The sequence below is a fragment of the Limnohabitans sp. genome (genome assembly GCF_044361645.1).
GTDB lineage: Bacteria > Pseudomonadota > Gammaproteobacteria > Burkholderiales > Burkholderiaceae_C > Limnohabitans_A.
Window position 1 is genome coordinate 15769 of record NZ_JBIKIL010000007.1, and the last position, 24852, is coordinate 40620.

The window sequence follows — 24852 nt, forward strand, 5'->3', positions numbered from 1 at the left end:
CCGCCTTTGAAACTCACCTCAAGGCCTTCGACTTCCAGCGCCTTTTCCTGGACGTGCTGGGCTGGAACGGGCCTGTAGCGGGCCGCGACTGGCAGGCGACCCAAGCCGGCTACACCGCCTACAGCCACCGCACCGTGGCCGAGCTGGGCGGTGTGGTCGCTATCCAGGTGGTGGTGGACGGCGGCTGGCCAGACGAAGCCCAGCGCCTGCGGGTGTGGAAACACGTGGCCCACAGCCACGCTGAAAACCTGCTCATCTTCACCAACCAGCAGACCAACGCCAGCCAAAGCCAGTGGTACTGGGTCAAGCGCGACAAGCACCCCGGGACAGGCAAGCCCCGCCTCACCTCGCGCCGCCACGACTACTTCAAAGGCCAGCCGGTTGACCTGTTCGCCTCCAAGCTGCAGGCCATGGTGGTCGAACTGTCCGAGCTGGACACCGCGGGTCGCCTGCCCGTGCTGGAAGCGGCGCGGCGCATCCAGGCCGCGCTGGACGTGGAAAAAACCACCAAGAAATTCTTCACCGCCTACCAGCAGCAACACTTGGAGCTGCTGGGCCACATCCAGGGCATTGAAAACGAACGCGACAAACGCTGGTACGCCAGCGTGCTGCTCAACCGGCTCATGTTTGTCTGGTTCATGCAGAAGAAATTTTTTCTGGACGGTGGCAATGCCGACTACCTGCGCACCAAACTGATTGAGAGCCAGCAACGCGGAAATGACCGGTTCTTTGGCGAGTTCCTCAATGCTCTGTTTTTTTCTGCCTTCGCCAAACCCGAGGCCGACCGCAGCCCTGTAGCCAAGGCTCTGACCGGCCAGGTGCCTTACCTGAATGGTGGCCTGTTCCTGCACCACAAGCTGGAGTTGGACGCCAACCACACCCCACGTGTGGGCACCACCCTGCGCGTGGCCGACGCCGCGTTTGAAGGCGTCTTCAAGCTCTTTGCCAGTTTCTCCTGGCATCTGGACGACACGCCCGGCGGCACTGCCGACGAGATCAATCCCGACGTGCTGGGCTACATCTTCGAAAAGTACATCAACCAGAAGGCCTTCGGCGCCTACTACACCCGGCCCGAAATCACCGGCTACCTGGCCGAGCGCAGCATCCACAAGCTGATCCTGGAGCGCATCCACGAGCCTGCCATGCCCGAGCTGGGCCTGAAGGAGGTGAATTTCGACAGCGTGCCCGACCTGCTCGCCAAGATGGACGCGCGCACCGCCTTGAAGTTGGTGGGCGAGGTGCTGCCCAGCATCACCATTCTCGACCCCGCCGTAGGCTCGGGCGCCTTTCTGGTGGCCGCGCTCAAGTGCCTCATCAACGTGTATTACGCCGTGGTGGGCCGCGCCGAAATGGGTGCCAGCAGCGAGCTAAAGGCTTGGCTGACGGGCATCCAGAAAAACCATCCCAGCGTCGGCTACTACATCAAGCGCCGCATCGTCACCGACAACCTGCACGGCGTGGACATCATGGAAGAAGCGTGCGAAATCGCCAAGCTGCGCTTGTTCCTTTCAATGGTTTCAAGCGTGCGGCGGGTGCAAGACCTGGAGCCCCTGCCCAACATCGACTTCAACATCCTGCCGGGCAACTCGCTTGTCGGGCTGATGCGCGTGAACGAGGTGGAGTTCAATCACAAGGAGGACGATCTTTTCAAGCCGCCATATCGCAAGCTGGTGGAAGAAAAGAACCGCTTGCTCACGCTCTACCGAGACACCGCGATGGACCTGGGCCGCGAAATGAGCCTGCGCGAGCTGCGCGACAAGATTGACACCGAAATGACGCACGCCAACGGTGTGATGAACGAGCTGATGCGCGATCAGTTCGAAGCCCTGGGGGTGAAGTTTGAAGAAGCCACATGGGACGTTGCCAAGAAAGACCTGGGCAAACCCAAGAAACGGCGCATCGAGCGAAAAGACCTCGACGCTCAAACGCCTTTCCACTGGGGCTACGTGTTTGACGACATCGTGCAGCGGCGCGGCGGTTTTGACATCATTTTGGCCAACCCGCCTTGGGAGGTGCTCAAGCCGCAAGCCAAAGAGTTCTTTGCCGAACACTCTGCGTTGGTCAGCAAGAACAAGATGACCATCAAGGAGTTTGAAAAAGAACAAAGCAAGCTGCTGAAAGACCCAGAGATACGGACGGCCTGGTTGGCTTACGAAAGCCGTTTTCCGCACCTGAGCGGTTGGTTTCGCGCGGCACCGGAATACAAGAACCAGAGCGCCATCGTGGCTGGCAAGAAGACGGGCAGCGACCTCAACCTCTACAAGTTGTTTGTCGAGCGTTGCTTTCACCTGTTGCGCGCGGGCGGCCACTGCGGCATCGTCATTCCCAGCGGCATCTACACTGATCTGGGGGCCAAGGGCCTGCGTGACTTGCTGTTTGGGCATACGCAGATTGAAGGCCTGTTTTGCTTCGAGAACCGTAAAGAGATTTTTGAAGGCGTACACCGCAGCTTCAAGTTCGTCGTGCTAACTTTCGAGAAGGCGGCAGCTGCCCGACTGCAAGCAGTGGGTGAGTGCAACGCCAGTGCGCCACCAGATGACTTGCTGGCCGCTCAGGCAGTCGAGGCGCAAGGCGGATCCACGGGCACCACGCGCTTCCCGGCAGCGTTTATGCGGCACGACGTGGCAGAGCTTTCGCGCTTTCCTGAAGAGGGTGCGTTATGGCTGGAGGTGGAACTTATCAAACGCCTCACACCTGATAGCCATTCGGTGATGGAGTTCAAAAGTGCGCTGGATGTGCAGATCGCTGAGAAGATGCTGAAGTTCCCGCTACTGGGGGAGCGGATACCGAACTCGTGGAACGCGAAAATGATGCGTGAGTTTGATCACACTGCGGAAGACGTGCGGGATTTTTTACTCAGCAAAACAGCTGATAAAACTGTACCGCTTTTGGAAGGCAAGATGATTTGGCAGTTCGATGCAAATTACGCTGGACCTCAGTATTGGTTGCCTGAAACCAAGGCGCTTGCTTGGCTGAAGAAGAAAAAATCGGATAAAAACGGGCGCCCATACGCCGACACATATCGAGTGGCGTTTCGTAGGCAGTCGGCCAGTACTAATGAGAGAACACTTATTGCGACTGTCATACCAAAACGTTTACATGACGACAATTTGGCAACTTTTATGCCTAGAGATGATAGCGGTCTAAGTTTATCGAGCGAGAAAGAACGCGTTTACTTGTGTGCACTCCTTAATAGCTACTGCATTGATTTTTGCATTCGCTCCCGCGTCACCACTAATTTGAATTTCTTTTTTCTGGAGCAATTGTCTGTTCCCCGACTTTCCGAATTCCACCCTCAGTTTAGTCCGATCGTCAGGCGCGCCGCCCGCCTCATCTGCACCACCCCCGAATTCGACGACCTCGCCCAGTCCGTGGGCCTCAAGGGCTACCACGACGGAGCGACCGACCCCCACGAACGAGCCCAACTGCGCGCCGAGCTGGACGGGCTGGTGGCGCACCTGTACGGGCTGGACGAAGACGAATTCGCCCACATTCTCAAGACCTTCCCGCTGGTGGTTGAGCCCGTGAAAGTGGCGGCGCTCAACGCCTGGCGCGATGTGAAGAAAGGGTTGATTTCATGAGCCTACAAAGCCTGCGCGTGCGCAACTTCAAAGCGGTGGTGGACAGCAAGACCTTGAAGCTGGGGCCGCTGACCGCCTTCATTGGCAACAACGGTGCCGGCAAGTCCAGCTTGATCGAAGCACTCGAAACCTACCAGGCCATCGTGCGCGACGGGCTGGACGTGGCCATGCAGCGTTGGCTGGGCATTGAGCATGTTCGGCACAAAGGTCAGGAAGCCAAAGGGCGCATGGGCGAGGTGGTCAACCCCATTTCGTGGGAGATGGCGCTGGGGACCAGCCCGCGCAAAGTGCAGCGCCTGGCCATGACGGTGAACAACGATCCGGCGGCCAACCGCATGTTCATTGCGTCGGAGCGCATCACCGACCTAGCCGGGGACTTCACAGAGCGCGACGCGGTCGGTGCGTTGATGTCCTATGGCGCGGGGCGCTCGATCCTGGGCACATCGGCGACCATGGTCCACACCGTGCTGGCCATGGAGGTGTTGGACTGGCAGTTTTTGACCCTGAGCCCCGAGCGCATGGGCTTGCCGGTTCCGCAGCAACGCACCAAGGGCTCGGTCCGTTTGGCCAGCGATGGGTCGAACGTGGCGGACTTTCTGCTGGACCTGCGGCGCCAGAGCCCGACTGCGTTCGACGGCATCGTCGAAACCATGGCTTATGTGTTGCCCTATGCCAAAGACATTCAGCCCACGTTGTCCTCGTCGGAAATCGAGCGCAAGGCCTGGCTGCAGTTGAGCGAAGACACCTACAAGGTGCCGGGCTGGCTGTTGTCCACCGGCACGCTGCGCATGCTGGCTTTGTTGGCGCTGCTGCGACACCCAACCCCGCCGCCGTTAATCGTGGTGGAAGAGATTGAAAACGGGCTCGATCCGCGCAGCATTCACCTAATCGTGGAAGAGATTCGCAGTGCGGTCTTGGCCGGCGCCACGCAGGTCATCATCACCACCCATTCGCCGTACCTGCTCGATCTGTTCACGCTGGAGCACCTGGTGGTGGTGGAGCGCGATGCGAAGGGCCACCCGCGCTTCAACCGGCCAGCAGACCATGACAACCTGCAACGGTGGGCGCAGGAGTTTGCACCTGGCAAGCTTTACACCATGGGCAGCCTGACGGGGCTGTCCGCATGACCATCGGTTTTGTTTTTGAGTGCGGGCCGCAGGGCGCGGACAAGCTGGTCTGTGAATACTTGGCCAGTCAACTGAAGCCGGGCGAGAACTTCATCTCGCGCACCTTGGACAACAAGCTCAGGTTGCTGGAGGAGGCACCCAGCGTGGTGAAGAAGCTGCTGACAGAGGGCTGTGATCGAGTATTGATCGTGTGGGATTTGCGGCCTGCCTGGCCCGACAAAAAAGACAAGCCTTGCCGTGCAAAAGAACGCCAGACCTTGCTCGATGGGTTGGCCAACGAGGGTTTGCAGGGTGCCCCTGTCTTTTTGGTTTGTGTGGAGCAAGAGCTGGAAAGTTGGCTGCTGGCCAGCGACCACGCCATCAGCGCGTTCCTTTCGACCGATGCGCATCCCTATCAGGCGGATCGGGTCAGAAAGCCAGATCGGGTACGCAATCCCAAGGCCGTGATGAACAACCACTTCAAAGCCGCCAGAGGTGCAAGGTACGAAGACTATGTTCACGCCGTCAAGGTGCTCAAGGCCGCTGCCGTGGATTGGCGGCGGTTGCGGCGCTCTGAAAGCTTTGCTCGCTTTGAGGCCAAGCTGTGACCGCGTTTCATTGTCTTTGGCTCAAGATGATCAACGGTAACGCAATGTGGCGCCTTGTGCTGGAGTCCCTGCGCGGCGGTCTCTCGCCCGAGCGGGTACGCGAGCGGAGCGGTTGCCCAAGGTTGGAGTGTGCGGGCACTGGATCGGCAGATCAGCACCTTGTTTTATGAGCGTCCAGCTACACCAAACCCGAGCTTTTCGAACAGGCCCAACTGTCTGGTTCATTATCTTTAGGCTTGGATAATGAAAATTAAAAATCCAAAAAATCGTTTTAAATCAATGATTTAGCCTGCTCGTCATTTTTTTCCACTGTGTTTTCATCCATGAAATCCTGGCAATTTACCCGGCAAGAGAAAATATGGATGGGCCTCGGCAATCAGGCCTTGCTGGATGCGCCTTTGACAGCATTTTTCTCCTCTCGTCAGTGCCCAGGCGTTGCCATTCGCGCGGCCATGAGCTGGGCACTGGAGCAGGCTCAGCAGCGGCAGCCTGTCGTCAGCGGGTTTCATTCGCTGTTGGAACAGTCGGTCCTCAAGGTCTTGCTGCAGGCGCGTTGCCCGGTGGTCGTGGTGCTAGCTCGGCCGGTGGCTGGTGCGCGCTTGCCGACCGAATGGGCCGAGCCGCTGGCCCAAGACCGTATGGCGGTGGTGAGTGCAGCTGCCAGCAGCGGCCGACTGACCGAAGAGCTGGCCGCTCAGCGCAATGAGTGGGTGGCGGCACTAGCCAGCCAGATCGTGGTGGCGCACGCCAGCCCAGGCGGGCGGTTGGCGGCTTTGTGTGATGGGTGGGGTTACAAAGGGCAACGCATCCGGTGGTTGGGTTGAAGTCGGCTCAGGTCTTGTTCATTATTTTTTTTGATTCGATAATGAAGTTATAAACCAGAAAAAGTCGTTTAAAAACAATGATTTACTAATTTTTCCATTATCTGGCTGCCAGTTTTTTGAAGCCTTCTGTCTTATGGGTCGGCCCACGAAAATCGGTGACCGAGGAGCACCGATTGGGTAAGCGATCTTCGACGGTGGGGGTGACCTGCCATGGTGGCGGAATGGCTTTGTGCGCTTGACGATGTCCTTGCCGCACTGGTGCGTAAGACATTCACAGCTGCGTGCGCAAGCTCCAAATTTCTGGGAACAGCACGGTGTCCAGCATCTTGCGCAAATAGCTCACGCCGCCGGTGCCGCCCGTGCCGCGCTTGAAGCCGATCACGCGCTCCACCGTGGTCACATGCCGAAAGCGCCACAGGCGAAAAGCGTCTTCCAAGTCGGTGAGTTCTTCGCCCAGTTGGTACAGGTCCCAATGTTCCTTGGGCTTGCGGTAGACCACCAGCCAGGCGTTTTCCACAGCAACGCTTGCCGGGTAGGGCTCGCGCCAGTCGCGTTGGGTGTGGCTGCTCGGCACATCCAGGCCACGGCGTTGCAGCAGCCGCAAGCATTCGTCGTACAGCGAGGGCGCTTCGTAGGCCGCTTGCACGGTGGCCGACAGGTCGGGGCGGTGCGCGTGGGGCTGCAGCATGGCGGCGTTTTTGTTGCCCATCGCAAACTCAATGCAGCGGTATTGCCAGCTTTGAAAGCCGCTGGACTGGGCCAGATAAGGCCGGATGGCGCTGTACTCGGGCGGCGTCATGGTGGCCAGCACGTCCCAAGCGTGCACCAGCTGCGCCATGATGTGGCTGACACGGGCGAGCTTTTTGAAGGCGTCGGGCAATTGGTCTTGCGCGATGCCCGCCATGGCGGCCTGCAGTTCGTGCAGCATCAGCTTCATCCAGAGTTCGCTGGTTTGGTGCTGCACGATGAACAGCATTTCGTTGTGATCGGGCGAAAGCGGGTTTTGCGCGTTCAAGATGGCGTCGAGCTGCAGGTAGTCGCCGTAGCTCATGCGGCCGTCAAAGTCGAGCTGGGCTTTTTCGTCGCGCACGGTGCGCTCGCCTGGCGCTGCGCTGGCGCTGGCCACGTGGGCGTTGGATGAGAAAGGGCAGGCACTCATGGCGGGCGTTTCAGGTCACGGCGTTCTTTTGCGCAAAGCGGGCTTCTTGCCACTCGCCGCTTTGCATGACTTGGACCAAGTGGTCAGCGGCGCGCCAGACATCGGCATAGCCGATGTACAGCGGCGTGAAGCCAAAGCGCAAGATGTCGGGGTGCTGGCCGCCATCGCCCGCCCTAAAGTCGCCAATCACGCCGCGCGCGATCAGGGCCTGCACGATGGCGTATGCGCCTTCGGCGCGGGTCAGGCTCACCTGTGAGCCGCGCCGGGCTTCTTCAGCCGGGGTGGCGATGCCAAAGCCGTGGCCGTGCAAGCGCGTGCGCACCAACTGCATGAACAGGCCCGTGAGGGCCAAAGATTTTTGGCGCAGCGCGGCCATGCCGCCGAAAGCTTGCGCGCTCAAAAAAGCGTCCAGGCCGCAGTCGAGTGCCGTGAGGCTCAAGATGGGCTGGGTGCCGCACTGGTAGCGGGTGATGCCCTTGGCGGGCTGGTAGTCGGGCGTGAAGGCAAAAGGTGCAGCATGGCCCCACCAGCCGGCCAGGGGTTGCCAAAAACGGTCGGTGTGCTTTGGGCGCACCCAGACAAAAGCCGGTGCGCCCGGGCCGCCGTTCAAATATTTGTAGCCGCAGCCCACCGCGAAGTCGGCCCCTGAGCCGTTCAGGTCGACGGGCACCGCGCCTGCGCTGTGCGCCAAGTCCCATACCGTGAGGATGCCTTGCGCGTGGGCCTGCGCGGTCAGGGCCTGCATGTCGTGCATGGCGCCGGTGCGGTAGTTCACATGGGTGAGCATGAGCACCGCCACATCGGCTTGCAATGCGGCGGTGATCTCGTCGGCCTCGACCAGCTGAAGCGTGTAGCCGCGTTCTTGGCACAGGGCCTCGGCGATGTACAGGTCGGTGGGGAAATTGCTGCGTTCGCTGACGATTTTGGTTTTGTGCGGGTGGTCTGCGGCGGCGATGTGCAGGGCTGCGGCCAGCACTTTGAACAGGTTGATCGAGGTGCTGTCGGCAGCGATCACTTCGCCGGGCTGCGCACCGATGACGCGGGCGATTTTGTCGCCCACGCGCTGGGGCAGGCTGAACCAGCCTGCGCTGTTCCAGCTTTGGATCAGCTCGTGCCCCCATTCGTGGCTGACGGCATGGGCCACGCGGGCTGGGGCGTTTTTGGGCAGCACGCCCAGCGAATTGCCGTCCAGATAAATCACGCCAGCGGGCAGTGCAAATTGCTCACGCAGAGGGCGCAAGGGGTCTTGCGCGTCCAGCAGTTCGCAGTCTGGCAGGGTGGGGGTGAGGTTCATCATGGTGGTGGGTCCCTGAATGGTTTTTAAAGTTCGCGCAAGACCGCACGCACCGGGCTGGCGTCGGCGCTCATGAGTTTGAGGGGCAGGGCGATGAGTTCGTAATCGCCTTCGGGCACGTCATCGAGCAGCAGGTTTTCCAGCACGCGTAAGCCGCGCTGGCGAATCACTTGGTGGCTGGGCAGCAGCTTGCTGCCTGCCGGGTCGATGCTGGCGCTGTCGGTGCCGATCAGCAGCACGCCCAGATCGGCCAGGTGCTGCACACAGCCCGGGTCAAAGCCGGTGAGCTGGGTGTCGAACTGCGCGAGAGGAAATGCGCGGTAAGTGCGCACCAGCACGCGTGGGGGCAGATCGGCCAGGGCGTGCTGCAAGTGGGCCAGGGTGATGAGCGGGCCTGCGTTGAGCGCATGGATCACGCGGCAATGGCCTAAAAAGGGCAGCAGCGCCAAAGCACCCACGGCCGCGCCTTGCGGGTCGTAATGCAGGGGTGCATCGGCATGCGCGCCCACATGCGGCGACAGCGTGATGGCGCTCACGTTCACGGGGCAGCTGTCTGACAGCGTGGCCGCCCATTGCTGGGTGTAGGGCGTGTCGCCCGGAAAGACCGGGCTGTGCGCATCCACAGGCGGGGATATATCCCAAAGTGGGTCACTGAGCTGTTTCATGGTGTGCGAAGTTAGCACCGCCCCAAAAACCGTGGTGTCGGTTATTCCCAACACTGGGTAAAAAGACTTCAGGCGTTCAGTGCAGGCAAGCCGTGACGGCGGCGCGCTTGTTCGCAGGCCGGGCTGCCTTCTTCAAACTCACGGCAAGGCGAAGGCCGCCATTCGTAGATGCCGCAAATGGCTTTTTCGCCCGTTTTGCCATAGAGCGCAGCGCAGCGCGGCGGGCTGTGGTCGGTGCCGCGCATGCGGCAGCTGTGCTCGGTGATGGACGAGGCCAGCCCAGCAGGCACATCGCCGCCGCCTTCTTCGTACTCAGTCACGGAAAAGTCCACCCGAAAACTCACGCAGCAAGCGCCGCAGCTGGTGCAGGCGGACATGTCAGGCGGAATTGTTAAGAGTTCACGCGGCCCAAGAGCAAAAACTCCATGAGTGCTTTTTGCACATGCAGGCGGTTTTCGGCTTCGTCCCAGACCACCGATTGCGGCCCGTCGATGACTTCGGCGCTGACTTCTTCGCCGCGGTGCGCGGGCAGGCAGTGCATGAACAGGGCGTCGGGCTGGGCTACTTGCATCATGGCTTCGTCCACGCACCAGTCGGCAAAGGCTTTTTTGCGCGCTTCGTTTTCGGCCTCAAAGCCCATGCTGGTCCACACGTCGGTGGTGACCAGGTCTGCGCCTCGGCAGGCGTCTTCGGGGTCTTTGAAAATTTTGTAGCTGGCGCTGCTGCGCAAACCGGCCACGGCCTGATCGACTTCGTAGCCGCTGGGTGTGCTCAGGTGCACGGTGAAACCCAGCAAATCGGCCGCTTGCAGCCAGGTGTTGGCCATGTTGTTGCCGTCGCCGACCCAAGCCACTGTCTTGCCTTGGATGTCACCCCGGTGCTCGATGTAGGTGAAGATGTCGGCCAGGATTTGGCAGGGGTGAAACTCGTTGGTCAGGCCGTTGATGACCGGCACACGCGAGTGCGAGGCAAAGCGCTCGATCTTGTCCTGGCCATAGGTGCGGATCATGACGAGGTCGGTCATGCGGCTGATCACGCGGGCGCTGTCCTCGATGGGTTCTGCGCGGCCCAGCTGGCTGTCGCCGGTGGTCAGGTGCACCACCGAGCCGCCGAGCTGGTACATGCCGGCCTCAAAGCTCACACGGGTGCGGGTGCTGGCTTTTTCAAAGATCATGGCCAGCGTGCGGTCGGCCAAGGGGTGGTATTTTTCGTAGGCCTTGAACTTGCGCTTGATCTCGGCCGCGCGTGCAAACACATGCGCGTACTCGTCGGCGCTCAGGTCGGTGAACTGCAGGTAGTGCCGCACGATTGCTGGGGTGTTGCTCATGGCGCTTCTGCCAAAAATTGCTGGATCAAGGGCACCAAAATGGCAACCACTTCGTCGGCTTCGGCCTCGCTCATGATGAGCGGCGGCACCAAGCGGATCACGCTGTCGGCCGTCACGCTGAGCAGCAAACCGGCTTCGGCCGCGCGGCTCCAGATGGGGCCGCAGGGGCGGTTGAGTTCAATGCCCAGCATCAGGCCTTGACCGCGGATTTCCTTGACGCCTTGAACGCCAGCCAGCGCTTTTTCAAGGGCAGTGCGCAAATGCTCACCGACCCGCGCCGCGTTGGCCATCACACCGTCTTTTTCCATGATGCGTATGGTCTCCACCCCCGCGCGCATGGCCAATGGGTTGCCACCAAAGGTGGTGCCGTGGTTGCCGGGCTGGAAGATGTGGGCGGCTTTGGGGCCGGCCACCACCGCGCCAATGGGTACGCCCGAACCCAGGCCCTTGGCCAGCGGCATGACGTCGGGCACGATGCCTGACCATTGGTGGGCAAACCATTTTCCGGTGCGGCCCATGCCGCACTGCACTTCGTCCACCATCATCAGCCAGTCTTTTTCGTCGCACAGGGCGCGCACTTGCTGCAGGTACTCGATGCGCATGGGGTTGACGCCGCCTTCGCCCTGGATGGTTTCCATGAACACCGCCACCACATTGGAGTTGCCTTCGGTGGCTTTTTTCAGGGCCGCGATGTCGTTCACCGGCACGCGCAAAAAGCCGTCGAGCATGGGGCCAAAGCCTTTTTTGAGTTTTTCGTTGGCGGTGGCGCTCAGGGTGGCGATGCTGCGGCCATGGAAGGCTTTTTCGTAGACCACGATTTCGGGCTTGTCGATGCCCTTGTCGTGGCCGTATTTGCGCGCCAGCTTGATGGCTGCCTCGTTGGCCTCTAGGCCCGTGCAGCAGAAAAACACATTCGTCATGCCTGACATTTCCACCAGCTTGGCCGCCAGCACTTCGGCGTTGGGCACATGGAAGTAGTTGCAGCTGTGGATCATTTTGGCCAACTGGTCTTGCAGCGCGGGCACCAAGTCGGGGTGGTTGTGGCCCAGGGTGTTCACCGCAATACCGGCCAATGCGTCGAGGTACTGCTTGCCATTGACGTCCCAGACTCGGCAACCCTGACCATGGCTGAGTGCAATCGGCAGTCGGCCATAGGTGTTCATGGTGTGCGGTGAGGCGGCTTCAATGTGAGCGGTCATGCGTGAACTCCAACAATAAAAATCGGCCCAACGAAGGGGGCCGCTGAAAGCAGATTTTAGGGGCAGAAAGGGCTGGAATCGGGGCGTTCATTTCGGTCTCGCACCCAGGGCTTGAAGGGGGCTTCAAGTCTTATATAAGATACAATACTTGGCCAGGTCAGAGGTCGGCGATCCCGAACTCTGTGTTCCCTTGACTAACCCCTCTATCCGATGGTCTCCAACCCCGCCAAAGAAGTCTTCATTCAGGGCATCACCCATGACGGAAAGACATTCAGACCCAGCGATTGGGCGGAACGCTTGGCAGGCGTGATGAGCCCATTTCGCCCGGGTGGCGCGGTGCCCGGCAGTCACTTGAGCTATTCCCCTTGGTGCATTCCCACCACCATGGGCAACGTCAAATGCGTGGTGGTGCACCCTGACCTGCGCGATCACGATGTGATGGCCTGGGACTTTGTGATGAACTTTGCGCGCGACAACGGCTTGCAAGTGGCCGAAGCTTGTTTGTTGCCCGACCCGCCCCCCCAAAAGTAAAACCCAAGAACCGACCGCCCCAGGGCGGTTTTTTGTTGCCAACGAGCTTGGACTCGGCAAATGGCAATGCGCCTCGCTGAGTTGGGGCCATCGCCGGGTGACGATTTTTGCGAGCAAAGCGAGTCATGCGGAGCCCGGCGATGGCCCCAACTCAGCCTTGACCCAGCGGATGACGAGCGCCCATGAAAAAACCGCCCTTGGTTTGCACCTGGGCGGTTCAGTGTTCGCGGACAGCGCACCCGTTTCAAACGGCAGCGAGGACAAAGCCTCGCCGGGCTGTTGATCTGGTGGAGCGGATCAGGCTGCAGCAGGCGCTGCTGCAAGGGCCAAAGTTTTCACTTTGGCGCTCAGGCGGCTCTTGTCGCGAGCGGCCTTGTTTTTGTGGAAGATGCCCTTGTCGGCAATGATGTCCACCACGGTCTGCATCTTGGCAAACAGCTCGGTGGCTTTGGTCTTGTCGCCCGCCAAAACGGCTTTTTCGACGTTTTTCACAGCGGTGCGGTATTTGGAGCGCAGCGAAGAATTCGCAGCGTTGATTTTGACGTCTTGACGGACGCGTTTGCGGCCTGAAGCAAGACGGGGGTTTTTCTTTTTGGGTTTAGCGGATGCCATGGATAAGGTTCTTTCAGTGTCTGAGGATGATGTCCGGCGAACCGGGCATTCTAGCAGAGCCCTTTGGCCGCTCAGGTAGCGATTTGTCCGGCGGTCGTGCAACATGCACGCGGTTTGAAAGGGACTTTGTTCACCACGCCCGTCGCTGGGCATGCAAACAGCCCGCTCATTGCTTGGACGCCCCCCCAAAGTCTTGCCGGGTGGCCGCTACACTCGCCCACTGTGAGCCTCCTCCGATCTGCCTCTGTCGTGTCGATTTTTACCCTGGCTTCCCGGGTGACGGGGTTGGTGCGCGAGTTGCTGATGGCCTCCATGTTCGGGGCCAGCGCCATGACCGACGCCTTCAATGTGGCTTTTCGCATTCCCAATCTGTTTCGCCGCTTGTTTGCTGAAGGTGCCTTTAGCCAAGCTTTTGTGCCGGTGCTGGCGGCCAGCCGAGCCCAGCACGGGCAAGAGGCCACCCAGCAAGTGATCGACAGCGTGGCCACGGCCCTGGCTTGGTCGGTGTTGGCTTTGTCGGTGTTGGGGGTGTTGGTATCGCCATGGCTGGTTTGGGCGCTGGCCAGCGGTTTGCAGCAAGATGCGCGTGGTTATGACGCCGCGGTGAACATGACGCGCTGGATGTTCCCTTACATCGCTTTCATGTCGATGGTGGCCTTGTCGGCCGGTATTTTGAACACCTGGAAGCGTTTTGCCGTGCCCGCAGCCACACCTGTGTTGCTCAATGTGAGCGTGATCGCAGCAACTTGGTATTTGTCACCTTGGTTGGCCAAACAAGGCATTGAGGCGATCTATGCCTTGCCCGTGGGCGTGATGCTTGGCGGGGTGCTGCAGTTGCTGGTGCAAATTCCGGCATTGCATCGTTTGGGTTTGCTGCCCCGAGTGGGCATGCGCCCCAGCGCTGTGAAAAAGGCTTGGACCAACCCCGCCACCTTGAACATACTGCGGCTCATGGGGCCGGCCTTGCTGGGGGTGGGTGTGGCGCAGATTTCTTTGCTCATCAACACACAAATCGCCTCGCACCTGGCCCCGGGCAGCGTCAGCTGGCTCACCTATGCCGACCGCTTGATGGAGTTTCCGACCGCGATTTTGGGTGTGGCACTGGGCGTGGTGTTGATGCCGCAGCTGGCAGCAGCCAACGCCACGGGCGACCGTGAGCGTTATGCCGCCATGCTCGACTGGGGTTTGCGCTTGGTGCTGCTGCTGGCCTTGCCTTGTGCGGCGGCTTTGTTGGCGTTTTCGCAGCCATTGGTGTCGGTGCTTTACCACTACGGTGCTTTTACCGACCGTGACGTGCAGCAGACCACTTTGGCTTTGACGGGTTATGGTGTGGGTTTGCTGGGTCTGGTGGCGATCAAAGTGCTGGCACCCGGTTACTACGCCAGCCAAGACATCCGCACGCCGGTGCGCATTGCGGTTGTTGTTTTGGTGCTCACGCAAGTTCTGAATGTGTTGTTGGTGCCCTATTTGGCCCATGCCGGTTTGGCCCTGTCAATTGGTTTGGGCGCTTTGGTCAACGCTGCCTGGTTGTTGGTCGGCTTGCTGCGTCGGGGCAGTTACAAGCCCCAGCCGGGTTGGTGGCGTTTTGCATTTCAGGTGTTGCTGGCCACGGGCTTGGTCACGGCCTTGCTGTGGTTTGCCGCCAACCAGCTGTCTTGGGTGGCCATGCGGCAGGACGCTTGGCAGCGCATCGGCTGGATGGTGTTGATTTTGACCAGCGCGGCCGTGCTTTATTTTGGCGTGTTGTGGACCACGGGTTTGCGGCTCAAAGCCTTTCTCCGGCGTTGAAGGATTTCACATGAGCTTGACCTTTCCAGTCCCCACCCCTTTGAGTTACTTTGCCAGTCTGGTGCAAAGCGATGCAGATTTTCCTTTGCTGGAGGCTGCGGCCAGTCTGGCCCAAGACGAAGAACCCACACTCGATGTGCAACAGGTGTTGGACGATGTGGCGCGCTTGCTCAAGCGGGTCACTGCGCGCGTGCCCGAGGGCGCGGATGACTTGACCCGCTTGGCCATTTTGTCGCAAGTTTTCTTCAAGGACTTGGGCTTTGGCATGAATGCCAACAACTATTACGCGCCAGAAAACAGCTACATCAGCGAAGTGCTGCGCACGCGCAGAGGGATTCCGATTTCGATGGCGGTGATTTGGTTGGAGCTGGCCCGGGCGCTGAATTTGCAGGCGCAAGGCATCTCATTTCCAGGCCATTTTTTGGTCAAGGTGGCTTTGGAGGGGGGCTTGGTGGTGTTGGACCCCCTGACGGGGGAGTCCTTGGGGCTGGACAGTTTGTCTGAGCGCTTGAGCCCTTACCGCGAGCCTGCAGACCAGGCCGCAGCGCCCGATCTGGATGAAGGTGAAACCCCTTTGGGCTTGTATTTGCAAGCCTGCCCGCCCCGAGACATGCTCGCGCGCATGTTGCGCAACTTGAAAGAGATTTTCCGCTCGCAAGAAGATTGGCCCCGCATGCTGCAGGTGCTCGACCGTTTGGTGGTTTTGTTGCCCGAGTTTTGGACCGAACGGCGCGACCGAGGCCTGGTGCACGCCGAGTTGGGCCATGTGCATGAGGCCTTGCAAGACTTGCGTTTGTATTTGGAAGCCGTGCCAAGCGGACCCGACACCGTGGCCCTGCGCAATCGGGTCAGCGAGCTGTCAGAGCGTTGATGCTGTTTTGCCAGCGCCTAGGCCCACCCGCCTTGGGTGAAGCTCGGTGCGCACCCAGCTGTTTGTTGATTCAGGCCTTCATTCACTCAACAAGCACCTGTGCGCCTGCGCCCTGAGCAGCGATGCGGCCCATGCTGAACACCTGCTCGCCCATGGCGCGCAGGGTTTGGGCGCAGGCCTCGGCTTGGGCCGCGCCCACCACAACCACCATGCCGATGCCGTTGTTAAAAGTGCGGTTCATCTCGGTGTCGTCAATGCCTGCCGTGGCCTGCAGCCAGGCAAACAACTCGCTTTGCGGCCAGCTGCCTTGGGTCAAGTGCGCGGCCAGGCCATCGGGTAAGACGCGGGGGATGTTTTCCAGCAGACCGCCGCCGGTGATGTGGGCCAGCGCTTTGATGCCCGAGGACGAGCCCGGGCTGGTCGGAAAAGCGGCCAGTGCGGCCAACACGTTCAGCACGTACAGGCGGGTGGGGGCCATGAGGGCCTGCTTGAAGGGCATGCCGTCGAGCGTGGCCGGGGCCTTGCTGCCCGCGCGTTCGATGCACTTGCGCACCAGGCTGAAGCCGTTGGAGTGCACGCCGCTCGAAGCCAAGCCCAGCACCACGTCACCCACCTGCACGTTTTGCCCCGTGAGGATTTTGGACTTTTCGACCGCACCGACCGCAAAACCGGCCAAGTCGTATTCGCCCGGGGGGTACATGCCGGGCATCTCAGCGGTTTCTCCGCCGATCAGGGCGCAGCCCGACATCTCGCAGCCTTTGGCGATGCCGCCCACCACGGCGGCTGCGGTGTCCACATCCAACTTGCCGCAGGCGAAGTAATCCAAAAAGAACAAAGGTTCGGCACCTTGCACCAGCACGTCGTTCACGCTCATGGCCACCAAGTCAATGCCCACGGTGTCGTGCATGTTCCATTCAAACGCCAGTTTGAGCTTGGTGCCCACGCCGTCGGTGCCGCTCACCAGCACCGGTTCTTTGTAGCGTTTGGGCACTTCAAACAAGGCACCAAAGCCGCCAATACCGGCCAACACGCCTTCACGCATGGTTTTTTTGGCCAAGGGCTTGATGCGCTCGACCAAGGCATCGCCCGCAACGATGTCAACACCGGCGTCTTTGTAGGAAAGGGGAGTTTGGCTCATGGAGGGTGCCCAAAAAGGGGCCAGTAAAAAAAACGCAGGGCCAATGACGGGACTGGCAGCTTAAAATCGAACTCTATTTTAAAGCCAGGCCCGAATCCCTTGGGCAGGCCTTTGCCGCACAGAGATGCCTTTGAAACCACCCTTGCCTTTTTTCATGAGTCGCCTGAGCGCTTGGTTGGGCGTGGCTTTGGCGTTGGCCTTGGTCTTTTGGCTGCTGGCTCCTGTGCTTGCGCCGTTCGTGATCGCGGCAGTCATGGCCTACGTTTTGCACCCTTTGGTGCTCAAGCTGGAGGGCTTGGCAGGCCCCCGCTTGCCGCGGGCCTTGGCCGTGGTGCTGGTCGAGGGCTTGGCCATTTTTGCTTTGTTGGGCTTGTTTTTGTTGTTGGTGCCCATTTTGGTGCGCGAATGGCCTTTGCTGCAGCAGCAGCTGCCGCTTTTGCTCGATCGTTTGGGCGACTTGGTGAACCCTTTGCTGGCCCAACTCGGTCTGGATGTGTCTTTGAACTTGGACGACTTGCGCAACCAGCTGATGGCCTACTTGAGTGCCCACCGTGAAGACTGGTGGGCCCCGCTGATGTCTTCGCTCAAGCTGGGTGGCAGTTTGGCGCTGGCTTTGGTCGGCTACGCTGTGCTGGTGCCAGTGGCTTTGTTTTACATGCTTTACGACTGGACGCGCTTGGTCAACACTGTGCTTGAGTTGGTGCCACCGGCTTGGCGTGGCCACTTTGACAGTTTCATGCACGACAGCGACCTGGTTTTGGGCGAGTACCTGCGCGGGCAGTTGCTGGTCATGCTGGCGCTGGCGGTGTTTTATGCCGCAGGCCTGAGCTTGTTTGGGCTGGATCTGGCCTTGCCCATTGGCGTGTTCACGGGCCTGGCCGTGTTTGTGCCGTATTTGGGTTTCGGCATTGGTTTGGTGCTGGCTTTGTTGGCTGGCTTGCTGCAGCTGGAGCCTTCGCAAGCCGTGCTCATGGTGGCGGTGGTGTATGGCCTTGGGCAGTTGGTTGAGAGCTTTGTGCTGACACCACGTCTGGTCGGTGAGCGCATCGGATTACACCCCTTGGCGGTGATTTTGGCCTTGATGGCGTTTGGGCAGTTGCTGGGTTTTGTGGGCGTGTTGATCGCCTTGCCTGCCAGCGCGGTTTTGTTGGTGGCTCTGCGCCGCCTGCGCCAACAGTACTTGCAAAGCGAGTTGTATCAAAAAAGCGGATCGGCTGTGTCAGAGCAAGGCGCTGATCGGGCATGAAGCAATTGGCACTGGACATCGGTTTGGCCTCTCGGCCCACCTTGGCCAATTTTTTTGCTGGCCCCAATGCCTCGGCTGTGAACCACTTGCGTTTGTGGACATCCTCTGCCCAACGCGCCCCTGTGCCCAGCTATTTGTGGGGTGGGCCCGGTTCAGGCAAAACCCATTTGCTGCAAGCGGTGCACCATGCTTTGCAAGGGCAGGGCGCGCAGGTCGGCTGGCTCGATGCCCACAGCATGGACCCACCCGATTTCAATCCCGATTGGGCCGCCGTGCTGATGGACGATGTGCACCAATACAACCCCGAACAACAACACACGGCCTTCAACTGGTTTGTCAACGCACTGAGCCCTCGCATGGGCTTGCCGCGCTGGGTTTTGGCGGCCGGTGCCCTGCCGCCGACCGACTTGAAGCTGCGGGACGATTTGCGCAGCCGCTTGGGCTGGGGCCATATCGAGGCTTTGCAGGTTTTGAGCGAACCCGAGCGCCGCGCTGTGCTGCGCCAAGCGGCTGACGCCCGGGGCCTGTTTTTGAGCGACGAGGTCATGGCCTACATGCTCAAGCGCTTTTCACGGGATCTGGCCAGCTTGATGCAGTTGCTGGACCACCTGGACCACTATGCTTTGCAAACGCAACGCGCCCTGACCATTCCCCTGGTGCGCGCCATGCTGGAGAACGAATGAAACTTGCGCTGTTTGACCTGGACCACACCTTGCTGCCGCTGGACTCGGACCACACCTGGGGCGTGTTCACCACCGAGCTGGGCTGGAACGATCCGGCCGAATTCACTCAGCGCAACGACGCTTTTTACGCCCACTACCAAGCGGGCACGCTGGACATCCACGCCTACGTGCGCTTTGCCACCCGCGCCGCGCGCGAGCGCGGGGCCACTGCGGCGGCCCAGGCCCACGCCCGCTACATGAAAGAGGTGATCCGCCCGCGCATCACGCCAGAGGCTTTGGCGCTGGTGCGAGCCCACCAACACGCGGGCGACACGGTCATCATCGTGACCGCCACCAACGAGTTCGTGACCCGCCCGATTGCGCAGGCCTTTGGTGTCAAGGAATTGATCGCGGTTGATCTGGCGCGCGATGCCAGCGGCTGGATCACCGGCGAGATCCAGGGCACCCCTTCCTTTCGAGAGGGTAAAGTCACCCGTGTGGCCGAATGGCTGGCCCAGCAGGGGCTGGGCTGGGGCGAGGTGGACATCACGTTTTACTCGGACTCCATGAACGACCTGCCCCTGTTAGAAAAAGCCCACCATCCGGTGGCAACGAACCCTGACGCTCGTTTGCGTCAACTGGCCACCGAGCGTGGTTGGCGCATCCTCGAACTCTTTCCAGAATGATCAAACAATTCATCGACAAGCTGATGGGCAAAACGCCCAAAAGCAGCACCCCCCACTTTGGCCGTCGCACCGAGGTTCCCGCATCTGTGCACGGCATCGACCCGAATTTGGTCGATGAACGCGCCATCCACGTGACCCACACCCTGCAGCAAGCCGGATTTGAGGCCTACATCGTGGGTGGTGCAGTGCGCGACCTGTTGCTCGGCCTGCGCCCCAAAGACTTTGATGTGGCCACCAATGCCACGCCCGAGCAGGTCAAGGGGCTGTTTCGCCGAGCCTTCATCATCGGGCGGCGTTTTCGCATCGTGCATGTGGTGTACGGCCGGGGACGTGACAACGAGGTGATCGAGGTCTCGACCTTTCGCGCCCACTTGGACAATGTGGCGGCCGAGCAAGTCAAAGGCAATGAGCGCACCAGCAAGCGCCAACTCGAAGGCATGCAGCACGCTGTCGATTCGAGTGGCCGGGTGCTGCGCGACAACGTCTGGGGCCCTCAAGACGAAGACGCCACGCGCCGCGATTTCACCGTCAATGCCATGTACTACGACCCCGAGTCGCAGATCGTGGTGGACTACCACGGCGGCATTCAAGATGCGAAAAAGCGCGTGCTGCGCATGATTGGCGAGCCGGTGGCGCGTTACCGCGAAGACCCGGTGCGCATCATCCGCGCCGTGCGCTTTGCCGCCAAACTCAACGCGCTGGGCTTCAAGATCGAAGCCAAGACCGCCAAACCGCTCTCGCAGTCAGCCGCTTTGCTGGCCGATGTGCCGCAAAGCCGCTTGTTTGACGAGATGCTCAAGCTCTTGCAAACCGGGCACGCCCTGGCCTCGATTGCTCAGCTGAAACACCTGGGCTTGGCCACAGGCATTTACCCCTTGCTGGACGTGGTGGTGCAGCGGGCCGACAGTGCTTTTGTGCAGGTGGCGCTGGTCGACACCGACCGCCGAGTGGGCGAGGGCAAGCCGGTCGCGCCGAGCTTTTTGCTGGCCTGCGTGTTGTGGGCCGATGTGCATGCCGCTTGGGACGCCCGATTGGCCCGCAAAGAGCACCCCCATCCGGCCCTGCAAGACGCGATCGACGAGGTGTTTGACGCCCGCATTGGTGACGTGTCAGGGCGTGGCAAATTGGCCGCCGACATGCGCGAAATCTGGATGATGCAGCCGCGCTTTGAAAAGCGCGTGGGCAGCACCCCGTTTGGCCTGGTCGAGCAGCCCCGCTTTCGTGCAGGTTTTGACTTTTTGCGCCTGCGCGCCGACATCGACGAAGTGGACATCCGTTTGGCCGACTGGTGGCAAGAGTTCAGCATGGCCAGCGACGCCGAGCGCGAAGATTTGCTGCAGACCGCCAAGGCCGAACAACAGGCTTTGCAAGCGGCCAAGCCCCGAGTGCGCCGTGCACCCCGGCCAGACGGTGCAGCCGCTCCAGCACCGGTCGCCCCGGCCGCCCGCCCCGGCCCTGCAGAACCAGACATCGGTCTCGAGGGTGCACCGAAAAAGCGCCGCCGTCGCCGCCGCAAACCTGGCGAGGGCGGCAACGCCACGGGCGATTCGGCTCACGCGGCCTGATTCCCAAGCAGCGCCCTGCCATGGCCCACTTGCCGCGCCCTGCAGTGGACGTTCACGGCACGCCCCAAGTGGTGACGGCCTACGTGGCGATCGGGGCCAATTTGGGCGATGCCCGGCAAACGGTGTTGCGCGCCTTGGATGCGCTCGCCCGCTTGCCCAGCAGCCAACTCACCGCCCGCTCTGACCTTTACCGCACAGCGCCGCACCAAGCGCAAGGGCCAGACTTTGTGAATGCCGTAGCCCGCATGGCCACCGGCTTGATGGCTCTGGATTTACTGGACGCGCTGCAGGCCCTGGAGAGCGAAGCCGGGCGTTTGCGCCCGTACCTGAACGCCCCGCGCACCTTGGACTTGGACCTGCTTTTTTATGGTGATGCCCAGATGCACAGCCCCCGCCTGACATTGCCGCACCCGCGCTGGCGCGAGCGGGCCTTTGTGCTCTACCCCTTGGCCGATGTGTGGCCTGAGCGGGTCACACCCGAAGACTTGCGCCGTGTTGCTGGGCAAGGTGTCGAGCGTTTGCCCAAGCTTGCACCCTGAGCGGGCATGGCCTGTTTGGCCGCCGTACCACCTTGACTTGACCACCTTGACTTGACCGCTTGTGCTGCCAAGCGCTGCGCTCGCTGCGCGCTGACTCATTGGCTGATCAAACGGGCCGCTTCAATTTGGTATTCAAAATAGCGCTGAAAGCTGAACACCAAGCTCGCCATCAACACGGTCGTGCCCACCAGCAGCGCGGTGACAATGCCAATCACTGTGCCCCAGTGGGTTCGACCTGCAGGGCTGAGTTCCTCGGCTTGGGGGTTGAATTTGGCATTCCATTTCTCCATCGAACTCAGTCCGTAAACAATCGCGTTCAAAGCGCAGCCAGCTATGGTGAATCCCAGCAAGGGAATCAAAATCCAGCTGAGCGTGTCGTCTTGGCCAAATGATTGAACACGCTCCAGTCCATAAAACCCCAAGGCTGTGGGAATGGGCAACAACCAGCCCAGCATGTCGGTCAAACCATAGAGGTAAAACCGGTGAAGCCCCAAAGGACCGCCCCAAAAAGTCAACCAAGTCGCGAGGGTTTTGTTTTTCATGAGGCCGATTATTGCGGAGCGGTGCTGTCACCTGCGCCCAAAGGCTTTTCCATCATCACCACATCCAGCCAGCGGTCAAATTTCCAACCGCACGACTTCAATACACCGACATGACTGAAACCCACTGAACGGTGGACACCGATCGAGCCCGTGTTGGCCGAATCGCCGATGACCGCCAAAAATTTGCGCACGCCCGCGCGTTCGGCCTGAACGCACAGCTCGGCCAAGAGGGCTCGCCCCATGCCTTGGCGGTGCGCATTTGGGGCCATGTAGATCGAGTCCTCGGCAGAAAACCGATAGGCTGGACGTGGTTTGAACCAATTGCAATAGGCAAACCCCATCACCTGGCCATGCTCCTCAATCACCAGATAGGGTAAAGCTTTGGCCAGCACATCGGTGCGCCGAGCGGCCATGTCGGCCTCGGTGGGCGGATCGATCTCGAAGGTGCCTGTGCCTGTGAGCACATGGTGGCGGTAAATGGCGGTGATGGCGGCTATGTCTTCGTCGCGGCTGGGTCGGATCAGAGGCAATGCAAGGCTCCCGTTGTATAATGATGGGCTTTTCAGTGTGTCACTGGCCGGGTGGCCAGTTGCGTGTCTCAAACGCTGAAAGAAAAAAGGATTTCCCGGCATTTGTACCGGAAAAGTCCAACCACCCAAGGATAAATCATGGTTGTTATTCGTCTGAACCGCGGCGGCTCTAAAGCACGTCCTTTCTTTAACATCGTCGTCGCCGACAAGCGCGTGCGCCGCGATGGCCGCTTTTTGGAGCGCATTGGTTTTTACAACCCTTCAGCCACTGGCGGCGAAGAAGGTTTGCGCATCGCTCAAGACCGCTTGACCTACTGGAAGAGCGTGGGCGCTCAGGCTTCTCCCACCGTGGAGCGCCTGATCCGCCAAGGTGCCAAAGCCGCAGCCTGATCGGCCAAGTCATGCGCCCCGCTTTGGATACAGCCGTGTTACCGGTTGATGCCATCGAAGTCGGGCGCATCTTGGACGCCTGGGGCATCAAAGGCTGGTTCAAGGTCTTGCCCCACAGCGCCTCGCCCGAGGCGCTTTTTGCTGCCAAAGAGTGGTTCTTGATGCCGCCTGAGCGGCCCATGAAACCCCCGCGTGGCACCGACACCCCTGCTGCAAGCCCAATGTCCACCTGGACAGAGCCCTTGCTGCTGCCCATCCAAGAGGTGAAAAACCACTCTGACACGGTGGTGGCCTGCGCTCAAGGTCTGGGCGACCGCAATGGCGCCGAGTCGCTGCGCGGCGCACGCATTTTTGTCTCGCGCGCCCGTTTTCCGGCGGCGGCCGATGGCGAGTACTACTGGGTGGACCTGCTGGGCCTGCAGGTGGTGAACCGCGAAGGCCTGCTGTTGGGCCTGGTGCGTGACCTCATGTCCACCGGGCCGCAAACCGTGCTGGTCATCGAGTCTGCCCCAGAGGCCGAAGGCGGCAAACCTGTCGAGCGCATGATCCCTTTTGTCGCGGCCTTCGTTGACGCGGTCGATTTGCCGGGCCGACGCATCACGGTCGACTGGCAACCCGACTACTGACCGCCGCCCGGCCGTGCAGGGCCATCCCCATGCGCTTTGACATCATCACCCTGTTTCCTGAACTGTTCGCGCCGTTGCTGACCAGTGGCATCACGCGCCGCGCCTACGATGGCGGTTTGGTCGATGTGCGTTTGTGGAACCCGCGTGACCATGCACAGGGCAACTACCGCCGCGTGGACGACCGGTCTTTTGGCGGCGGCCCCGGCATGGTCATGCTGGCCGAGCCCTTGTTCCAGTGCCTGAGCGCCATCCGTGCCCAGCGCCAAGAAGAGGTGCCCGCGCCCTTGGTGTTGTTCTCGCCGATGGGCCAGGCGCTGAACCACAGCGCTGTGGCGCAATGGTCACTCAGCGCGGGGGCGGTGTTGCTGTGTGGCCGCTACGAAGGCGTGGACCAGCGCTTCATCGACCAATACGTGGACCAACAAATCAGCTTGGGCGACTTTGTGCTGTCGGGCGGTGAAATCGCGGCCATGGCCTTGCTCGATGCGGTGGCCCGTTTGCAACCGGGCGTGCTGAACGACGCGGGCAGCCACCAATTGGACAGCTTCAACCCGGCAATTGATGGATTGCTGGACAGCCCGCATTACACCCGCCCCGAGGTCTGGCAAGGCCATGCCGTGCCGCCTGAATTGATGTCGGGCCACCATGCGCACATCGAACGCTGGCGTCGCGAGCAAAGCCTGCGCTTGACGGCTTTGCACCGGCCTGAGCTGCTGGCGCAAGCCCGAGAGCTTGGCAAGCTCAGCCGCGAGGACGAGGCTTTTGTGCGAGGCCTTTGAAGCGGTGTGCTGCGCCCAGCGCACAGACCAACTTCTGAGCGTTGCTGGGAAGACGTTATAATCAGAGGCTTTTCGATCCTCTACCCGCCGCGATTTGGCTCAGTCATGCCCAGAGCATGGCCCCTACAGCACAGACCGCCCCTTGTGTAGCGAGGCATGATCGGACGGAGTTCAAAAAATGAATTTGATTGAAACCCTTGAGCAGGAAGAAATTGCCCGTTTGGGCAAAGTGATTCCTGAGTTTTCCCCCGGCGACACCGTGATCGTCAGCGTCAACGTGGTGGAAGGTGCGCGCAAGCGTGTCCAAGCTTACGAAGGTGTGGTGATCGCCAAGCGCAACCGTGGTCTGAACAGCGGCTTCACGGTGCGCAAGATCTCCAGTGGTGAAGGTGTGGAGCGTACGTTCCAAACCTACAGCCCCGTGATCGCCAGCATCGAAGTCAAGCGCCGTGGCGATGTTCGCCGCGCCAAGCTGTACTACCTGCGTGACCGCAGCGGCAAGTCGGCTCGCATCAAAGAAAAGTTGCCCCAGCGCAAAGCAGCCCCTGCTGTCAAAGCCTAAAGCCTTTTCGGCCCCACAAAAC

General features: G+C 60.6%; 26 protein-coding genes. 16 read left to right on the forward strand and 10 right to left on the reverse strand.

Annotation, left to right across the window (positions count from 1 at the left end):
• The first annotated feature begins 134 nt into the window (after positions 1–134).
• The 4 genes from ACIQ39_RS02160 (at position 135) to ACIQ39_RS02175 (ending at position 6119) form a co-directional block, all read left to right on the forward strand.
• Complete coding sequence (locus tag ACIQ39_RS02160; protein ID WP_396432967.1) at positions 135–3581, forward strand: Eco57I restriction-modification methylase domain-containing protein; 3447 nt, start codon at positions 135–137, stop codon at positions 3579–3581.
• Positions 3578–4708: an AAA family ATPase gene (locus ACIQ39_RS02165; RefSeq protein WP_396432968.1), complete on the forward strand. Its 1131-nt coding sequence runs from the start codon at positions 3578–3580 to the stop codon at positions 4706–4708. Before ACIQ39_RS02160 ends, ACIQ39_RS02165 begins: the two co-directional genes overlap by 4 nt.
• On the forward strand, positions 4705–5295 hold the full coding sequence (locus tag ACIQ39_RS02170; protein ID WP_396432969.1) for a hypothetical protein: 591 nt from the start codon (positions 4705–4707) through the stop codon (positions 5293–5295). Before ACIQ39_RS02165 ends, ACIQ39_RS02170 begins: the two co-directional genes overlap by 4 nt.
• A 323-nt stretch (positions 5296–5618) precedes the next feature.
• A complete protein-coding gene (locus ACIQ39_RS02175; RefSeq protein ID WP_396432970.1) occupies positions 5619–6119 on the forward strand; it encodes a DNA-processing protein DprA in 501 nt (166 codons plus the stop codon).
• Positions 6120–6390: 271 nt separating this feature from the next.
• Here ACIQ39_RS02175 and kynA read toward each other — a convergent pair whose 3' ends face one another.
• From kynA to ACIQ39_RS02205, 6 genes are all read right to left on the reverse strand, one after another.
• A complete protein-coding gene (gene kynA / locus ACIQ39_RS02180) occupies positions 6391–7278 on the reverse strand; it encodes a tryptophan 2,3-dioxygenase (RefSeq protein WP_396432971.1) in 888 nt (295 codons plus the stop codon).
• A 10-nt stretch (positions 7279–7288) separates the two neighbouring features.
• The gene (gene kynU / locus ACIQ39_RS02185) at positions 7289–8575 is read right to left on the reverse strand and encodes a kynureninase (RefSeq protein ID WP_396432972.1); all 1287 of its coding nucleotides are present in this window, start codon (positions 8573–8575) and stop codon (positions 7289–7291) included.
• Between the two features lie 23 nt (positions 8576–8598).
• Positions 8599–9237 carry an arylformamidase gene (gene kynB / locus ACIQ39_RS02190; RefSeq protein WP_396432973.1) on the reverse strand — a complete coding sequence of 213 codons (639 nt, stop codon included), beginning with the start codon at positions 9235–9237 and terminating at the stop codon, positions 8599–8601.
• Between the two features lie 68 nt (positions 9238–9305).
• Positions 9306–9614 carry a YkgJ family cysteine cluster protein gene (locus tag ACIQ39_RS02195; RefSeq protein WP_396432974.1) on the reverse strand — a complete coding sequence of 103 codons (309 nt, stop codon included), beginning with the start codon at positions 9612–9614 and terminating at the stop codon, positions 9306–9308.
• Positions 9615–9628: 14 nt separating this feature from the next.
• Positions 9629–10564: an ornithine carbamoyltransferase gene (gene argF, locus ACIQ39_RS02200; protein WP_396432975.1), complete on the reverse strand. Its 936-nt coding sequence runs from the start codon at positions 10562–10564 to the stop codon at positions 9629–9631.
• A complete protein-coding gene (locus ACIQ39_RS02205; protein WP_396432976.1) occupies positions 10561–11763 on the reverse strand; it encodes an aspartate aminotransferase family protein in 1203 nt (400 codons plus the stop codon). The genes argF and ACIQ39_RS02205 overlap by 4 nt, the downstream gene beginning before the upstream one ends.
• A 210-nt stretch (positions 11764–11973) precedes the next feature.
• Between ACIQ39_RS02205 and ACIQ39_RS02210 the strand changes: the two genes are divergently transcribed.
• On the forward strand, positions 11974–12294 hold the full coding sequence (locus ACIQ39_RS02210; protein ID WP_396432977.1) for a DUF3579 domain-containing protein: 321 nt from the start codon (positions 11974–11976) through the stop codon (positions 12292–12294).
• 297 nt (positions 12295–12591) lie between these two features.
• Here the strand turns inward: ACIQ39_RS02210 and rpsT are convergent, their stop codons facing one another.
• Positions 12592–12906: a 30S ribosomal protein S20 gene (rpsT, locus tag ACIQ39_RS02215; protein ID WP_396432978.1), complete on the reverse strand. Its 315-nt coding sequence runs from the start codon at positions 12904–12906 to the stop codon at positions 12592–12594.
• A 222-nt stretch (positions 12907–13128) separates the two neighbouring features.
• On the opposite strand from rpsT, the gene murJ reads away from it, so the two are divergent.
• Together murJ and ACIQ39_RS02225 are read left to right on the forward strand one after the other, a co-directional pair.
• Positions 13129–14694, forward strand: coding sequence for a murein biosynthesis integral membrane protein MurJ (gene murJ / locus ACIQ39_RS02220; protein ID WP_396432979.1), 1566 nt, complete (start codon positions 13129–13131; stop codon positions 14692–14694).
• A 10-nt stretch (positions 14695–14704) separates the two neighbouring features.
• Entirely contained in the window at positions 14705–15565 is an 861-nt protein-coding gene (locus ACIQ39_RS02225) for a SirB1 family protein (RefSeq protein WP_396432980.1), read from the forward strand.
• An 82-nt stretch (positions 15566–15647) separates the two neighbouring features.
• On the opposite strand, the gene purM is transcribed toward ACIQ39_RS02225, so the two are convergent.
• Entirely contained in the window at positions 15648–16703 is a 1056-nt protein-coding gene (purM, locus tag ACIQ39_RS02230) for a phosphoribosylformylglycinamidine cyclo-ligase (RefSeq protein WP_396432981.1), read from the reverse strand.
• Between the two features lie 154 nt (positions 16704–16857).
• Between purM and ACIQ39_RS02235 the strand changes: the two genes are divergently transcribed.
• Genes ACIQ39_RS02235 through folK form a run of 5 tightly spaced genes read left to right on the forward strand, consistent with a single transcriptional unit; the run spans position 16858 to position 21401 of the window.
• Positions 16858–17949 carry an AI-2E family transporter gene (locus tag ACIQ39_RS02235; protein WP_396432982.1) on the forward strand — a complete coding sequence of 364 codons (1092 nt, stop codon included), beginning with the start codon at positions 16858–16860 and terminating at the stop codon, positions 17947–17949.
• A complete protein-coding gene (hda, locus tag ACIQ39_RS02240) occupies positions 17946–18632 on the forward strand; it encodes a DnaA regulatory inactivator Hda (protein WP_396432983.1) in 687 nt (228 codons plus the stop codon). The genes ACIQ39_RS02235 and hda overlap by 4 nt, the downstream gene beginning before the upstream one ends.
• A complete protein-coding gene (locus tag ACIQ39_RS02245; RefSeq protein WP_396432984.1) occupies positions 18629–19297 on the forward strand; it encodes an HAD family hydrolase in 669 nt (222 codons plus the stop codon). The genes hda and ACIQ39_RS02245 overlap by 4 nt, the downstream gene beginning before the upstream one ends.
• Positions 19294–20862, forward strand: a complete 1569-nt coding sequence (pcnB, locus tag ACIQ39_RS02250; protein WP_396432985.1) for a polynucleotide adenylyltransferase PcnB — start codon at positions 19294–19296, stop codon at positions 20860–20862. Before ACIQ39_RS02245 ends, pcnB begins: the two co-directional genes overlap by 4 nt.
• 20 nt (positions 20863–20882) lie before the next feature.
• Positions 20883–21401 carry a 2-amino-4-hydroxy-6-hydroxymethyldihydropteridine diphosphokinase gene (gene folK / locus ACIQ39_RS02255; RefSeq protein WP_396432986.1) on the forward strand — a complete coding sequence of 173 codons (519 nt, stop codon included), beginning with the start codon at positions 20883–20885 and terminating at the stop codon, positions 21399–21401.
• A 95-nt stretch (positions 21402–21496) separates the two neighbouring features.
• Here folK and ACIQ39_RS02260 read toward each other — a convergent pair whose 3' ends face one another.
• Together ACIQ39_RS02260 and ACIQ39_RS02265 are read right to left on the reverse strand one after the other, a co-directional pair.
• Positions 21497–21943: a hypothetical protein gene (locus tag ACIQ39_RS02260; protein WP_396432987.1), complete on the reverse strand. Its 447-nt coding sequence runs from the start codon at positions 21941–21943 to the stop codon at positions 21497–21499.
• A gap of 8 nt (positions 21944–21951) precedes the next feature.
• Positions 21952–22473: a GNAT family N-acetyltransferase gene (locus ACIQ39_RS02265; RefSeq protein ID WP_396432988.1), complete on the reverse strand. Its 522-nt coding sequence runs from the start codon at positions 22471–22473 to the stop codon at positions 21952–21954.
• Between the two features lie 138 nt (positions 22474–22611).
• Here ACIQ39_RS02265 and rpsP point away from each other — a divergent pair, with 138 nt between their 5' ends.
• The 4 genes from rpsP to rplS all read left to right on the forward strand — a co-directional run bounded on the left by rpsP (position 22612) and on the right by rplS (position 24830).
• Complete coding sequence (gene rpsP, locus ACIQ39_RS02270) at positions 22612–22863, forward strand: 30S ribosomal protein S16 (RefSeq protein ID WP_396432989.1); 252 nt, start codon at positions 22612–22614, stop codon at positions 22861–22863.
• Positions 22864–22874: 11 nt separating this feature from the next.
• Positions 22875–23489, forward strand: coding sequence for a ribosome maturation factor RimM (gene rimM / locus ACIQ39_RS02275; RefSeq protein ID WP_396432990.1), 615 nt, complete (start codon positions 22875–22877; stop codon positions 23487–23489).
• Positions 23490–23518: 29 nt separating this feature from the next.
• On the forward strand, positions 23519–24268 hold the full coding sequence (trmD, locus tag ACIQ39_RS02280; RefSeq protein WP_396432991.1) for a tRNA (guanosine(37)-N1)-methyltransferase TrmD: 750 nt from the start codon (positions 23519–23521) through the stop codon (positions 24266–24268).
• 178 nt (positions 24269–24446) lie between these two features.
• Positions 24447–24830 carry a 50S ribosomal protein L19 gene (rplS, locus tag ACIQ39_RS02285; RefSeq protein ID WP_396432992.1) on the forward strand — a complete coding sequence of 128 codons (384 nt, stop codon included), beginning with the start codon at positions 24447–24449 and terminating at the stop codon, positions 24828–24830.
• Positions 24831–24852: the final 22 nt, after the last annotated feature.